General features: G+C 72.2%; 10 protein-coding genes and 1 tRNA gene. 2 read left to right on the forward strand and 9 right to left on the reverse strand.

The genetic code is table 11. From position 1 onward, the window contains the following. Positions 1-553 precede the first annotated feature (553 nt). Positions 554-1,693, reverse strand: coding sequence for a glutathione-independent formaldehyde dehydrogenase (locus tag AB0F04_RS18685; protein ID WP_351637183.1), 1,140 nt, complete (start codon positions 1,691-1,693; stop codon positions 554-556). A gap of 209 nt (positions 1,694-1,902) precedes the next feature. On the opposite strand from AB0F04_RS18685, the gene AB0F04_RS18690 reads away from it, so the two are divergent. Then, positions 1,903-2,088, forward strand: coding sequence for a hypothetical protein (locus AB0F04_RS18690; protein WP_352099294.1), 186 nt, complete (start codon positions 1,903-1,905; stop codon positions 2,086-2,088). A 26-nt stretch (positions 2,089-2,114) separates the two neighbouring features. On the opposite strand, the gene nrfD is transcribed toward AB0F04_RS18690, so the two are convergent. The 6 genes from nrfD to AB0F04_RS18720 form a co-directional block, all read right to left on the reverse strand. After that, a complete protein-coding gene (gene nrfD / locus AB0F04_RS18695) occupies positions 2,115-3,035 on the reverse strand; it encodes an NrfD/PsrC family molybdoenzyme membrane anchor subunit (RefSeq protein ID WP_362042845.1) in 921 nt (306 codons plus the stop codon). Between the two features lie 38 nt (positions 3,036-3,073). After that, the gene (locus tag AB0F04_RS18700; RefSeq protein ID WP_362042847.1) at positions 3,074-3,985 is read right to left on the reverse strand and encodes a 4Fe-4S dicluster domain-containing protein; all 912 of its coding nucleotides are present in this window, start codon (positions 3,983-3,985) and stop codon (positions 3,074-3,076) included. Further along, complete coding sequence (gene fdh, locus AB0F04_RS18705; protein WP_362042848.1) at positions 3,982-7,284, reverse strand: formate dehydrogenase; 3,303 nt, start codon at positions 7,282-7,284, stop codon at positions 3,982-3,984. Before fdh ends, AB0F04_RS18700 begins: the two co-directional genes overlap by 4 nt. Positions 7,285-7,392: 108 nt before the next feature. After that, complete coding sequence (gene selB / locus AB0F04_RS18710) at positions 7,393-9,174, reverse strand: selenocysteine-specific translation elongation factor (protein WP_362042849.1); 1,782 nt, start codon at positions 9,172-9,174, stop codon at positions 7,393-7,395. Next, positions 9,165-10,586 (reverse strand): L-seryl-tRNA(Sec) selenium transferase, encoded by a 1,422-nt coding sequence (gene selA / locus AB0F04_RS18715; protein WP_362042851.1) that lies wholly within the window; start codon positions 10,584-10,586, stop codon positions 9,165-9,167. The genes selB and selA overlap by 10 nt, the downstream gene beginning before the upstream one ends. A gap of 23 nt (positions 10,587-10,609) precedes the next feature. After that, positions 10,610-10,704, reverse strand: a tRNA-Sec gene (locus tag AB0F04_RS18720). 87 nt (positions 10,705-10,791) lie between these two features. Between AB0F04_RS18720 and selD the strand changes: the two genes are divergently transcribed. Next, positions 10,792-11,811: a selenide, water dikinase SelD gene (selD, locus tag AB0F04_RS18725; RefSeq protein WP_362042852.1), complete on the forward strand. Its 1,020-nt coding sequence runs from the start codon at positions 10,792-10,794 to the stop codon at positions 11,809-11,811. A gap of 143 nt (positions 11,812-11,954) precedes the next feature. Here selD and AB0F04_RS18730 read toward each other — a convergent pair whose 3' ends face one another. Both AB0F04_RS18730 and AB0F04_RS18735 read right to left on the reverse strand, forming a co-directional pair. After that, a complete protein-coding gene (locus tag AB0F04_RS18730; RefSeq protein WP_362042854.1) occupies positions 11,955-13,460 on the reverse strand; it encodes a S53 family peptidase in 1,506 nt (501 codons plus the stop codon). A gap of 841 nt (positions 13,461-14,301) precedes the next feature. Then, entirely contained in the window at positions 14,302-14,580 is a 279-nt protein-coding gene (locus AB0F04_RS18735; RefSeq protein WP_362042855.1) for a hypothetical protein, read from the reverse strand. Positions 14,581-14,619 lie beyond the last annotated feature (39 nt).

A 14,619-nucleotide genomic window follows, 5' to 3' on the forward strand; every position in this document is an offset into this window, starting at 1 on the left:
GGCGGGCGCAGGAGCGGCCGTCCATGGCGGAGCAGGTGGTCGGGAGCGGCGTCTTCAGGTCGCTGGCCCGGTCCGGTTCGACCAGACGCTGCCACGGCCGGCCGGGCCGTGTCCCAGCTGTTGCCGCTGGCCATGGTGCTCGCGGTGTACAAGCCGCGGGGCATCCCCCCCCGTTCGGGCAGCGATAACAGGAGGCGCAGCGCGAGGGCCGAATCGCGGGTGCGGGGACCGTGCCTCAGACGTGACAGGGATCCGCGTCCTTCTTGCAGATGCCGAAGTACGTGGTGATCGCGCGTGCCTGGCCGCGCGGATGACACTGGTCGTCCTGACCGCGCCGCCGGTCAGCACGCCGGGAACGGAACGCCCCGCCACGGGTGGGGACCTGGTGCTCGACGGCGGACAGCGGCAACGGCTCTCTCCGGCGAGGGCGCCGGCGGCGGCACCGACATCCTCATCACGCGGGGCGCCGCGGCAGGACGGCCCGTACCGCCGCGAAGCCCCCTCGCTGTCGTGACCGACCTGGCGAGGGGGCCTCCTTTCATGCGGGGTGTCCTCACTCGTGCGGGTGGAGCACGACCTTGGTGTAGCCCTCGACCCGCTTGTCGAACTTCTCGTAGGCCGACGGGGCCTGGTCGAGGGGCAGTTCGTGCGACACCACGAAGCTGGGCGTCGCGCGGCCCTCGATGATCAGGTCACGCAGCTGGCGGTTGTAGCGCTTGACGTTGCACTGACCGGTGCCCATCCGCAGCCCCTTCTCGAAGGCGCGTCCGATGGAGACCAGCAGCATGCCCTGCTTGGCCTGCTCGTCCGGCCCGCCCGGGTCGCGCGGGACGTACAGTCCCGGTATGCCGAGGGCGCCCGTCGGCCGGACCGTCTCGACGAGGGAGTTCAGCACGATCGCCGGCTCCTCGCGGTCCGCCTCGTGCGCCTGGGCCTGGTAGCCGACGGCGTCGATGCCCTTGTCAGTGCCTTCTCCTCCGGTCTGTTCCTTGATCTGCTGCGCGGCGTCGCCCTCGGTGAAGTTGATCGGTACGGCGCCGATCTCCTCGGCCTTCTGCAGCCGCTCCGCGACCCGGTCGACCACGAACACCTTGCTCGCGCCGCGCACCATCGCCGAGTAGGCCGCCATCAGGCCGACAGGGCCACCGCCGTACACGGCGACACTCTCGCCGGGACGCACGTCGGCCAGTTCGTTGCCGTGATAGCCGGTCGGGAAGATGTCGGCGAGCAGGACGAAGTCGGTCTCCTTCTCGGTGCCCTCCGGCAACTTCAGACAGTTGAAGTCGGCGTACGGCACCCGTACGTACTCGGCTTGCCCGCCCACGAACGGGCCCATCGCGACATAGCCGTAGGCGCCGCCCGCGAAGCCCGGGTTCACCGTCACGCAGAAACCCGTGTAGCCGGCCGTACAGTTCTTGCAGAAGCCGCATGCCACGTTGAAGGGCATGACCACCCGGTCCCCGCGGCTGAGCGACGTCACGCCCTCGCCTGCCTCCTCGATGACACCGAGGTTCTCGTGGCCGAACACGATGCCCGGCTCGGCGGCGGTACGGCCCTCGTACATGTGCAGATCCGAGCCACAGATCGCGGTGGACGTGACCCGTACGATCACGTCGTTGGGGTGCTGGATCCGGGGATCCTCCACCTGCTCGACCGCTACTTCGAACGGTCCCTTGTACACAACGGCCCTCATCCTTGAGCACCTCCACTGCCCGTGATGGATCGGTCACGCTCTGGAGCGGCAGTGCCGGGAACCCGCTGCTTCACCGCGAGAAAGGCCCCGGCCCGCAGCTCGGCCGGTCTTGTGTGGTATGCCTCATAGTCCAGACTGGTGCATGATGCGACGATTTGCACCCAGGGGCTTCTTTCGCCTGTTCGTGCTCTTCGGAAGGATCGACTGTCTTGTCACGACGTCTAGGCTCACTGCTCGTCCCGGTCTGTGGCCTTTCCGGCACCACATATCCGGTGGGAACCCGCGTGGCCATACGCGGCAACGGAGGATCCGTCGACGGCTTCGTCGACGGAGACTGGCTGCCGCTCGCCTGGTGGGAGTTCGCGGACATCCGGGAGGACTCCCGGGAGGGGTGACGCGGATGCCGACGGCCGCGCCTCCGTCAGGACTGCGCCGCACCGCGCCGCCGCTGCGGGAGCACCACGTACTTCGGGTCCTGAGCGGACGCGAGGCCGGCTTCGAAGACGCCGAAGCGCGTGCACAGGCCCGCCCCCAGGTACGCCGCGCCGGCCAGGGCCGATGCCACGGGGCTGCGGCGGCCGAGCAGTGAGAGCCCCGTCCCCACCGCGGTCAGGGACTTGCTCAGTCTCAGCAGCCGCCCCGGCCGGCCCGTGACGTACGGTTCGCCGACCAGCCCGAGCCGCCGCTCCATCCCGCGCAGGGCGGCGAGCTCCATGCCGGCGCCCAGCAGTCCCATCCGGGTGGGGGGCCGGTGGTCGACGCCGGGCACGCACAACGCGGCGCCTGCACCGCAGGCCAGCGCGCTGCCGCCGAAGACGAGGGGCAGCTCGGGATAGGCCTCGTGCCACGCCGGTACCGCGGTGTCGGCGAGCAGCACCGCGGTGTAGGTGCACATCGCCGGTCCCAGCACGCCCGAGCCGATCCCCGCCAGCCGGCCCGGCCGCGAGAACGTCCCGGTCAGCTCGGCGGCCGCCGAGGCGGTCGCCAGCGCGGAGAACGGCCCGATGATCCAGGACCCCACCGACAGCGGAGAGGTCGGTTTGAAGACCCTGAGCATGTTGAGGAAGCGCTCGGGTCTCCCGAGGTCGTGGATCAGCGCGGCCACGCTGGCGAGCGCACCCACCGCGGCCACACTCCGGCCCACCCTGGCCAGCTCCGGGCGCGAGGTCAGGTCGGCGAGGACCGCCATGGTCGCCGAGGCGCCCGCCGTCCCGCCCAGGAACAGGTAGCCCGGCACGTCCGGCACCTTCCAGGTGGGACGCTTCAGGATCGGACGGCCGTAGTAGGAACGGAACTCCGCCTCAGGAACCACAGAGCCCTCCCGGCGGCCATGTCGCGTCACGGCATCCTCCTCTCCTCCGGCTCCCCCCACCCCCACGGTCACCGGCGCCGCCCGGCGAAGGACAGTGCCACGCTCGCCGCCACGCCGAGTGCCGCCACCGCCGCGTGCCGCCACATCGACGGCAGGTCACGGGTGGTGACCACCGGGTCCGGCGGCAGTCCGTACACCTCCGGCTCGTCCAGCAGCAGGAAGAACGCCCCGTCACCGCCCACGCCGTCCTGCGGGTCCCGGCCGTACAGCCGCGCCTCGGGCACGCCGCGTCCGTGCAGCTGGGCGACGCGCTGATCGGCCCGCTCGCGCAGTTCTTCCAGCGGGCCGAACTGGATCGAGTCGGTCGGGCAGGCCTGGGCACAGGCCGGTTCCTGGCCGGCGCCGAGACGGTCGTAGCAGAGCGTGCACTTGAACGCCCGGCCGTCACCGGGCCGGAGGTCGAGCACTCCGTACGGGCAGGCGCTCACGCAGTAGCCGCAGCCGTTGCAGATGTCCTCCTGCACCACGACGGTGCCGAACTCGGTGCGGAACAACGACCCGGTGGGACACACGTCCAGGCAGGCCGCGTGGGTGCAGTGCTTGCACACGTCGCTCGCCATCAGCCAGCGCATCCCGGTCTCGGCCTCCCCGGGCGGGTCCGGCTCCGGCGGGCCGAGTGCCGGCATGCCCAGGTCGACCGGCTGCCGGGCGGGCACCTTCTGCTCGATGAACGCCACATGCCGCCACGTGTCGGCCGACAGCGCGCCCGTGTTGTCGAACGAGTCCCCGAGCAGATCCGGACCGTCCTGCTCGGGCGGGAGGAGGTTCCACTCCTTGCACGCCACCTGGCACGCCTTGCAGCCGATGCAGATCGAGGTGTCGGTGAAGAACCCCATCCGGGGCGGATGCGACTCCGGATAGCCGGCGTCCGAGCTGGGGTCGGCCAGCGGGCCGGACAAGCGGTTGGCGTCGGTCGTCATGGCTGCGTGTCTCCTCCCGCACCGGGGTCCGCGTCCTCCGGGGTGCCCGGCGGCCGGGCGTCCTCGGGGAGACCGGCGCGCTGCCGGTAGCGCGCCACGTAATCCAGCAGTTCCGGGCCGCGAGGGCGCCGGCCCGGACGGATGTCGCAGGTCGCCGCCTTGGATTCCTGGATGTGCACGTTCGGGTCGAGTACCACGGCCAGCAGTTCGTTCGCCGCGTCACCGGTGGACAGGCCGTTGGGGCCCCAGTGGTACGGAAGTCCCACCTGATGGATGGCCCGGCCCCGGACCCGCAGCGGCTTGATCCGGTCGGTCACCAGCACTCTCGCCTCGATCGCCGTGCGCGCCGTGATGATGGTGGCCCAGCCCCGGTGCTCCAGGCCTCGTTCCGCCGCCAGTTCGGGGGAGACCTCGCAGAAGAACTCCGGCTGGAGCTCGGCCAGGTAGGGCAGGGTACGGCTCATGCCTCCGGCGGTGTGGTGCTCGGTGAGCCGGTACGTGGTGAACACGTAGGGGAACACCTCGCTGTGGCTGGGGTTGTAGCGGTTGTCCCGGCGGTCGTACGCCTGGAGCGTCGGGTTGGTCTGCTGCCGGTACAGCGGGTTGTCCACCGGTGACTCGAACGGCTCGTAGTGCACGGGCAGCGGGCCGTCGGCCAGGCCGGCCGGGGCGAACAGCCAGGCTCGCCCGTCGCTCTGCATGATGAAGGGATCGGTGCCGGCCAGCGCGGCCTGGGCCCGGGCCCCCGGCGGCGGCCGGTAGTCCGGCGGCTTGTCGGCCTCGAAGTCCGGGACGTCCTCGCCGGTCCACCGGCGCTGCTCGGCGTCCCACCACACACAGCGCTTGCGGTCGCTCCAGGGCCTGCCCTCCGGGTCGGCCGACGCCCGGTTGTAGAGGATGCGGCGATTGGCGGGCCACGCCCAGGCCCATTCGGCGGCGACCCAGCTCTGCTCGCCGCGTGGCCGGCGGTTGGCCGCCTGGTTGTGTCCTCCGGCACGGATCCCGCAGTAGATCCACGTTCCGCAGGCGGTGGAGCCGTCGTCCCTCAGCTGGGTGGAGGTCGACAGCGGCCCGTCGGGTCCGTACCCGTTGATCTCGGCGAGCACCGCGTCGGCGCTCGGTTCGTCCAGTGGTCCCTCGGTGGGGTAGTCCCAGGTCAGGGCGAGCAGCGGGCGGTCGCGTGGATCGGTGGAGCGGGCGAGCTTGGCGCGGATGATGCGGCCGAGGTGGTAGTAGAACCACAGGTCGCTGCGCGCGTCGCCCGGCGGTTCGACGGCCGCGTGGTGCCACTGCACCAGCCGCTGCGTGTTGGTGAAACCGCCGTCCTTCTCCGTGTGGGCGGCGGCCGGCAGGAAGAACACCTCGGTCGGGATCTCCTCGGTGCGCAGCTCACCGGTCTCGATCTCCGGGCCGTCCTTCCAGAACGTCGCGCTCTCGATGAGCCGCAGGTCCCGCACCACGAGCCAGTCCAGGTTGGCCATGCCGAGCCGTTGCAGCTTGGCGTTGGCGGAGCCGACCGCCGGGTTCTCCCCGACGAGGAAGTAGCCCTTGCACTCTCCGGCGATCTGATGGAGCACCGTCTGATAGGAGCCGTGGTCCCCGGTGAGGCGCGGCAGCCAGTCGAAGCGGAAGTCGTTCTCGGCGGTGGCCGCCTCGCCCCACCAGGCCTTGAGCAGGCTGACGACGTACGCGCGCATGTTGCCCCAGAAGCCCGTCGTCGCGGCGTCGGCGGCCACGAATCCGTCGAGGTCCTGGTGCTGGTGCGCGTGTGGCATGGGGATGTAGCCGGGCAGCAGGTCGAACAGGGTGGGGATGTCCGTGGAGCCCTGGATGCTGGCATGCCCGCGCAGGGCGAGGATGCCGCCCCCCGGCCTGCCGATGTTGCCCAGCAGCGCCTGCAGGATCGACGCGGTGCGAATGTACTGGGCGCCCACCGTGTGCTGGGTCCAGCCGACCGAGTAGCACAGCGCGGTGGTGCGCTCACGGCCCGAGTTGGCGGTGATCGCCTCGGCCACCTTCTCGAAAAGCTCTCGCGGAACGCCGCACACGTCCTCGACCATCTCCGGTGTGTAGCGGGAGAAGTGCCGCTTGAGCACCTGGTAGACACACCGCGGGTGCCGCAGCGTCGGGTCCGTCCTCGGCTCGGTCCCCAGACCGGGGCCGCCGCTGCCGTAGGTCTCCGACCGGGCGGTCTCCCGGTGTTCCGCACCGCCGTGCTGCTCGGTCGTCCGCATGTCGTCACGTGCCGCCCAGCGTTCCCGGGCACCGGCGGCCGCCGCATGGTCCGCGCCCTCGTACATCCACGTCGTGGGGTCGTAGAAACCGCCGTCCGGATCGAACCCGGAGAACAGCCCGTCCAGGTCCTCGGCACCGGCGAAGTCCTCCCGCAGGATCGCCGCCGCGTTGGTGTACGCCACCACGTACTCGCGGAAGTCCTTCCCGTTGGTCAGCACGTGGTTGACCAGGGCGCCGAGGAACGCGATGTCCGTCCCGGGCCGCAGCGGCACGTACAGGTCGGCCAGCGCGCTGGTCCGCGTGAACCTGGGGTCGACGTGAATGATCGTCGCGCCCCGCTGCTTGGCCTCCATCACCCACTGGAAGCCGACCGGATGGCACTCGGCCATGTTCGAGCCCTCGATGAGGATGCAGTCCGCGTTGGCGAGATCCTGCTGGAACGTCGTGGCTCCGCCACGGCCGAACGAGGTTCCCAGACCGGGAACGGTGGAGGAGTGTCAAATGCGGGCCTGGTTCTCGATCTGGATCGCTCCCAGCGCCGTGTAGAGCTTCTTCATCAAGTAGTTCTCTTCGTTGTCCAGCGTCGCTCCGCCGAGACTGGCGATGCCGAGCGTGCGCCGGACCGGGGCGCCGTGGAAGGACTCCTGCCAGGTCCGCCGGCGGGTGTCGATCACCCGGTCGGCGATCATGTCCATGGCCCGGTCGAGGGGGAGCCGCTCCCACTCCGTGCCGTGCCCACGCCGGTGCAGCACCGTGTGGACCCGGTCGGGGCCCGTCACCAGTTGCTTGCTCGCCGACCCCTTCGGGCACAGCCGGCCCCGCGAGACCGGAGAGTCGGGGTCGCCCTCGATCTGGACGACTTCCTCGTCCTTCACGTAGACCCGCTGGCCGCAGCCGACGGCGCAGTACGGGCACACGGAGCGGACGACCCGGTCGGCCTGCTCGGTGCGGGGGCGCAGCTGCTCGGTACGGGGGGAGCGCGCGGCCGCCCCCCGGCCGAGGTCGTCTTCACCGGCGAGCTGCCGGTACACCGGCCAGCCCTCGAGCCACTGCCGCAGGCCCATGGCGATCTCCCGCCTCCGCCGTACTCCGCCCGACCAACGTAACGCCCGGTGCCCAGGGGTGCATGCGGTCCCATCCGTTCCCCTGCTGGGGCCGTGTCCCGTCGCAGGTCACAGGGGTCGGCCGGCGCGCACCCGGCGCGTGCTGTCCGGGAGCCGCTCGGTGATCCCCTGACGGTCCAGCAGCTCCAGCAGCGGCACCGCCACCCGCCGCGTGGTGCCGAGGGCCTGGCGGGCCTGGCTGAGGGTGAACGGCTGGCGCAGCCCGGAGAGAAGTTCACCGGCCCGCCGCTCGCACCCGGGGAGGAGAAAGACACCGTCGGCCACCTTGAGCAGGCGACCGGCCCGCACCGCCGCGGCCAGCTCCCTGGCGCCGAGTCGCAGCGCCGTCAGCCGGCCGGCGTCCGGCGCCGCGAACGGAGTCCGGCTCAACTCGGCGGCCAGTTCGTCCACCGCCGTCTCGACCGGTGCGGGGAGTACCGCGCGCTGACCTGGCGCACAGACCCGCCCGTCCACCACCACGAGCGAGGCGGCCTCGGCGAGCAGTTTCACCACCCCCGTCCCGGGCAGCCGCAGCCGTTGCCGCACCACGTCCACCGGGACGCCGGGCTCCAGCGGGTGGTCGCCGCGCCAGCCGTCGACCAGCTGGCGCAGTTCGCCGGTCAGCTCACGCCACACCCCGGGGTGTACGCGCCAGCCGTCGCCGACCGGCCGGCCCACCACCGGCAGTCCCATCGCGCGCAGCTCCCCGGCGGTGGCGAACCCCCGGCGACGCAGCACCGAGTCAGCCACCGGCAGCCGCCGCGGCCCGGCCAGGGCGGCCAGCTCCGCGCCGCGCCGTCCTGCCGCCCCCCGGCGGACCAGCTCGGGCGGGCACACGTCGAGCACGTCGACACCGGCCGCGACCCGATGCCGTCCCGCGTCGCGCAGCAAGGCCCGGTCACCGGTGCGCAGCGGCAACGGCCGGGCCAGCCGGAGCCGGGCGGTGTCCGGGCCCAGGGGCCTGACCCGGACGGGGACCGCGGCCGATCCGATGTGCAGCACGAGCTCGCGGGCCAGCTCGCCGGTGTCGTCCCCACGCAGTGCCACGTCGGCCTCGCCCGTGGTCAGCCACCTGTCCGGCGTGAGCAGAGCGTCGCCGCGGGTGAGCGCGTCGCGTTCGACACCGCGCAGGTTGACCGCGACCCGGGCGACCGCGCGGACCGTGCCGGCGTCCCGGCCCAGGGTCTGCAGGCCTCGTACCCGCGCTGCCGTACCGGAGGAGGCGAGCACCAGCCGGTCACCCACCCGCAGGGTCCCGGCCGTCAGGGTGCCGGTGACCACGGTGCCCGCGCCGGTGATGCTGAAGGAACGGTCCACCCACAGCCGGACGTCGGCCTCGGGATCGGCCGGCGGCAACGCACCGACCAACCGGTCCAGAGCGGCGCGCAACCGGTCCAGGCCCTCGCCGGTCCGCCCGCTCACCGTCACCGAGTCGACCCGCCCGAGACTGGTGCGGGCGACCCGGGCGAGAGCCTGGTCCCTGGCCGGCTCCGGGTCCGCCAGGTCACATCGGGTGACGGCGAGCAGCCCGTGCCGGACGCCCAGCGCGTCCAGCGCCTGGAGGTGCTCGGTGGACTGCGGCATCCACCCCTCGTCGGCGGCCACCACGAACAGCACGGCGGGGACCGGGCCGACACCCGCGAGCATGTTGGGCACGAACCGTTCGTGACCGGGCACGTCGACGAACGCGACCAGCTCGCCACCCGGCAGGGTGGTCCAGCCGAAGCCCAGGTCGATGGTCAGGCCGCGGTGGCGCTCCTCCGCCCAGCGGTCGGGCTCCATTCCGGTGAGCAGCCGGACCAGGGTGGACTTGCCGTGGTCGACATGGCCGGCGGTGGCGATCACGTGCACTGCGGGTCGCCTCCGTCGCCGCTCCGGTGGATCGCGGGGCCGGTCCGGCCCCCGTGCTCGTGGCTCCCGTCGCCGATCCGGCCGTCGCCGCTCTCCGGCCGGTCCTGCGTCGGCCGCGCCGACCGGTGAGCCGCGAGCACCGCCTCCAGCAGGGCCCGGTCCTCGGCCTCGGGGACGGTACGCAGGTCCAGCAGGCACCGGCCGTGTTCCACCCGGCCCACCACCGCGACCGTGCCGGTGCGCAGGAGGCGGCCGAACTCCTCGGGCAGGCCGACAGCCACGCTGGGCAGCCGTACTCCCGGCGCTCCGCCCCCTCCCACGGCCGCGGCGGTGTGCACGACCCCGGCCCGGACGTGCTCGTCCCGCAGCCGCCGCACCAGCGCGGACGCGCGGTCGTACAGGGCGCTCTCGGTGGTGGCGAGTGCCACGCGCACCGGCGGCTCCGGGCCGCGCAACGTGGCCTCCAGCGCGGCGAGGGTCAGCTTGTCCACGCGCAGCGCACGCGCCGCCGGATGCCGCCGCAGCCGCTCGACGATCTCGGCATCGCCGAGCAGCAGACCGGCCTGCGGGCCGCCGAGCAGTTTGTCCCCGCTGGCGGTCACCAACGCGGCGCCCGCCCGCAGGGCCGTGGCGGCGTCCGGTTCTTCGGGGAGCAGCGGATGCGGCGCCAGCAGACCGGAACCGATGTCCACGATCACCGGTGGCCCGAGCGCCGCCAGTTCGGCGACACCGGCGGCGGCCGTGAAGCCGGTCACCCGGTAGTTGGACGGGTGCACCTTGAGCAGGAACGCGGTGTCGGGACCGAGGACCTCGGCGTAGTCCCGCACCCGGGTGCGATTGGTGGTGCCCACCTCGCGCAGTCGGGCGCCGGTGCTCGCCAGCAGTTCGGGGATGCGGAAGCCGTCACCGATCTCGACCAGCTCGCCGCGGCTGATCACGATCTCCCGGTCGCCGGCCAGCGCGACGGCGCACAGCAGCAGAGCGGCCGCGTTGTTGTTCACCACATGCACCGCCCCGGCGTCCGGCACGGCCTCGGACAGCGCGGCCGTCACCCCTCGCCCGCGTCGGGCCCGGCGGCCCGCCACCAGATCGAACTCGACGTCGGTGCAGCCGGCCGTGGCCCGCACCGCGTCCTGGGCGGCGTCCGACAGCGGCGCCCGGCCGAGGTTGGTGTGCACCAGCACGCCGGTGGCGTTGATCACCGGCCGAAGGCTGCCCACCCGCTCCGGGAGGCTCTCCACGGCCGCCTCGGCCACGTCCTCCGGGGCGATCTCACCCGCTCGGGCCCTGTGCTGCGCTTGGGTGATGGCCGCCTTCACCAGCGGGCGTCCCAGCGTCCGCGTCGCCCTGGCCAGCCGCGGCTCGGCCAGCAGGGCGTCGGTGCTGGGGATGCGGCGCCGGGGATCGCTCACCGCAGCACCTCCCGGACCCGGGGTGGCGGAGGCGGACGGGAATCGAACCCGCCGACGGCAGCTCCTGCCGTCCGACGGTTTTGAAGACCGCGCCGGTCACCAGGCCGGATACGCCTCCTCGTACCACACGGTCATCTCACCTCGCGGTCCGTTTCGCAAACGCGCCGGAGGAATGCCGACCCGCACGATGGGCACCCCGGTGGCTGTGAGCACCACGACTTCCGGGAACCGCATCCGGCTCACCCAGTACGCGCACGGCGGCGGCTGCGCCTGCAAGATCCCGCCCGGCGAGCTGGAGGAGGTGCTGCGCGGCCTGGGCGACGGCGTGCCGGTCCGCGATCCCGCCGGCGAACTGGTCGTCGGGCTCGACGAGGGCGACGACGCCACGGTGGTGCGGCTGCACGACGGCCCGGCGGTGCTGGCCACCACCGACTTCTTCACACCGGTGGTCGACGACCCGTACGACTGGGGGCGGATCGCCGCGGCGAACGCCCTGTCGGACGTGTACGCCACCGGCGGGCGCCCGCTGGTCGCGCTGAACCTGCTGGCCTGGCCGCGCGGAGTGCTGCCCTTCGAGCTCGCCCGGCAGGTGCTGCGCGGGGGTCTTCAGGTGGCCGCGGAGGCCGGCTGTCATGTGGCCGGCGGCCACAGCGTGGACGATCCGGAACCCAAGTACGGAATGGCCGTGACCGGCGTAGTCGACCCCGACCGCGTCCTGCGCGGTGACGCCGGTGAACCCGGGGCGCCGCTGTCGCTGAGCAAACCGCTCGGCACAGGCGTCCTCAACTCCAGGCACAAGGCCACCGGCGAGGTGTTCCCGCACGCGGTGGCGGCCATGACCCGGCTCAACCGGGAGGCCGCCGAGGCGGCACTGGCCGCCGGTGTCACCTGCGCGACCGACGTCACCGGCTTCGGGCTGCTCGGCCATGCCTACAAGCTGGCCCGGGCGAGCGGGGTCACCGCGGTGATCGACTCCGCCGCGGTGCCCTACCTCGACGGCGCCCGCCAGGCCCTGCGCGAGGGCCATGTCAGCGGCGGGACCCGGCGCAACCTGGAGTGGGTGCGCGCCCACAGCGACCTCTCCGCGGTGACCGAGGAGGAGGCGCTGCTGCTCGCCGACGCGCAGACCTCCGGCGGGCTGCTGGTGGCAGGCGAGATCCCCGGTGCGCCGGTCGTGGGGGAACTGACGCCCCGCGGGAACCACGTCCTGGTGGTGCGCCGATGAGCCGGTGAGGTTCAGGCGAGAGCCCAGGCGCTCTGGTGCCAGGTGCCGGTCGCGACGGCCGCCAAGGGCGTCCAGCCGATCCGGGTGGCGACGGGCATCGCGCCGCCGGCCTGCGGCGCGATGCCCGACTGGGGGCCCGGAGGTCAGCCGCCGTGCACGGCGCTGACGAGATCGGGCAGGAGCTTCGCCGCGTTCGGCGTCCCCAGTCCGGTGACCGGGTCCCATCCTGTGCCGGCCGCATAACCCGGGACCGACGTGTCGGCGGTGTTGTTGCCCACGGTGACGTCGTTGAAGTCGGCCGCGTAGGTGGCCGGGTCGGACGCGAGCTTGTACAGAGCCGGGTTGATCCGTCCGAGTCCACCGTGGTTGATCTGGGCGGCGATGGAGACCAGGCCCGCCCACTGAGGACACGCCAGTGACGTGCCGCCGATGTCGTACCAGCCCGTGCTGCACGGTGTGCTGCCACACTTCAGCCCGCTCTGGCCGTCGGGCGGGAGGGACAGGTACACCAGTGCTCCCGTCGACGGACTCGCCTGCAGGGAGATGTCCGGAACGCCGCGCATGGCCCCGAGGGCCGTGCTGCCTGTCGGCAGCACGCCCGACTGGTAGTCCGGCTTGGCGAAGACGCTGCTGTAGCCGCCGCCGGAACCGGTCCAGCCGGTCTCCGATTGGCCGGGGGAGTTCTGGCAGGCCCCCGGCGGGGAGGCGCTGTCGACGACCCTGCCTTCGGTGGCGCCCGGGTCGGTGCACAGGTTCGTGCCGCCCACTCCGGTGACCAGCGGGTCGGATGCCGGCCACTCGACAGCGGGACGGGAGAGCGTCGACCCGCCCTGGCCCACCGGTGTCTTGGCCGAGCCGGCGCTTCCGTCGTCACCCGACGAGCCGAGAACGGTGACGCCGTTCTGTGCCGCCGCCTTGAAGGCGTAGCGCAGTTTCTCCAGCGACTGGGTGCTGCCGAAGGCGCCCTCCGCGGAGGCGAACGACTGGGAGATGACGGTGGCGAGGTGATGCTCGACGACGTACTGCTCGGCGGCCATCATCTGAGGGAAGCCCTGCACCCCGAGGGTCTCGGCGGTGGGGGTGGTCACCAGCAGGATGTTGGCGCCGGGCGCCATGGCATGGGCGGTCTCGACGTCAAGAGCCACCTCCAGCGCCCACGCGCTCTTGTCCTCCTGCCCGGGGCTGTTGCTCGTGGACGGCGGCGCCTTGGTGGCGGGCGAGCCCTGCAGCCGAAGCTCACTGAAGGTCGGCATGCCGGACGCGCAGCTGACGCCCTCTTCTCCGCACATGGGTGCGATGCCGAATGCACGGTCGAAGACATGCAGGTCGTGGGCCATGGTGTCGCTGCCGTAGGAATCGACGATGGCGATCGTCTGACCGCGTCCGTCGTCCCCGGCAGAGTGCAACGGGCCCACGTTGTAGGCGGCCTGGATGGCCTGCGGGGTGAAGCAGCGGCGTCCTGCGGAGGCGCACTGCGACTGGGTGGGTGGGGTCTGGCCGGCGGTCACCTGTGTGTAGTCGGCCACGGTAGGCCGTACGTGCGGATAGGCGGCCTGGTGGGCCGCGCTCGTCGCGGGGACGGCGCCGACCGCCGCGAGGCTGAGGGTTCCCACCCCCGCGAGCAGCCACCGTCTGATGGTGCGTGCCATCAGAGTCCTTCCTTGAGTGCGAAAGGGGACTTGGGCGTCCGCCACCTCAGGTGGGGGGTGGATACAGGGGGTGCGGACGTGGCGAGGCTAGCCCTCGCGGCTGCCGGGCCAACACATTCGTCTTGTCAACAATGATCAAAGAATGGCCATCGTGAGGACCCGCCGCATTGACGTCGGCTGCTGGCCATCGTCGGACGTCTGCTGGACAACGCGATCGCCGCCGCGGCGGGCGGACGAGGGTCGAGCTCTCGCTGGTCGAGGCCGTCGACCTGGTGCTGGTGCTGGTGCTGGTGCGGGTCGCGGACAGCGGCACGATCCGCTGTGCCTACGCGTCCCGCGTGGAGGGCTTCGAGGGGGTGGGCCGCGCGGCGACCGTGGCCGAGACGCCGGACGCGGTGCGACCCGACCCACTACCGAGACCGTCGAACCGGCCTCGTCACGTACTCGACAGACCGGCCCGATCCGCAGTCGAGCGGTTCTGTCCGGCGGCGCAGACCGCCGCCCGCCTCACCCCCCAACCTGGCCGACGCCTTCGACTCCGGCTCCCACGACGATCAGTTGCACCTGGGCATGGACCTTGTCGATGGCTGGACCTTGGCTCGGGAGGGCCGCAGGACATCGCCAGGGTGTGATCCACCGGGACATCAACTGCTCACCGGACGCCCGCCGTTCACCGGAGCCACCTCCGGGTGATCACACGCCTCCAACCGGCGTACGGCATGACGCGCAGGCCGGCGTCAACGCCGTTCGGCCGAGCAGTTCACCCGGCCGATCGGTTAGCCCAGGAGTCCCGATGAGGTATGCCGAGGTCCGGGGCCTCTTCTGGGATCGACACAAGGCGTCAGTCCTTGCGGGAGCGGGCTGCTCGTCGGCGGGCGCGTTCTGTCGTGTTGCGCTGCTCGCCGGCTTTCCCGGCCGGTCGTTCGGTGCGCCAAGCGCGGTGGGCTTCGATGAGTTCAGCACGTTCGTCCGGGGCCGTGTCCCGCAGGACCATCCGAAGCGTGATCAAATCCCGCAGGCTGCGGCCGAGACCAGCCAGTGCGTGCTGTGGACGGCGGGCAAGACGGATGAGCAGCCCGAGAACGAACGGTACGGCGAGCAAAGCCAGTTGCAGGGTCATGGGTGACACTCCTTGCGGGTCCGATGACAACTGTGTGGA

Source organism: Streptomyces sp. NPDC029041, from assembly GCF_040637515.1.
Taxonomy (GTDB): Bacteria; Actinomycetota; Actinomycetes; order Streptomycetales; family Streptomycetaceae; genus Streptomyces.

Coding starts and splice junctions, on each gene's coding strand:
- AB0F04_RS18685 (WP_351637183.1), bottom strand. CDS start 1,693: ATGAGGGCCGTTGTGTACAAGGGACCGTTCGAAGTAGCGGTCGAGCAG.
- AB0F04_RS18700 (WP_362042847.1), bottom strand. CDS start 3,985: ATGACGACCGACGCCAACCGCTTGTCCGGCCCGCTGGCCGACCCCAGC.
- AB0F04_RS18730 (WP_362042854.1), bottom strand. CDS start 13,460: ATGGCACGCACCATCAGACGGTGGCTGCTCGCGGGGGTGGGAACCCTC.
- AB0F04_RS18735 (WP_362042855.1), bottom strand. CDS start 14,580: ATGACCCTGCAACTGGCTTTGCTCGCCGTACCGTTCGTTCTCGGGCTG.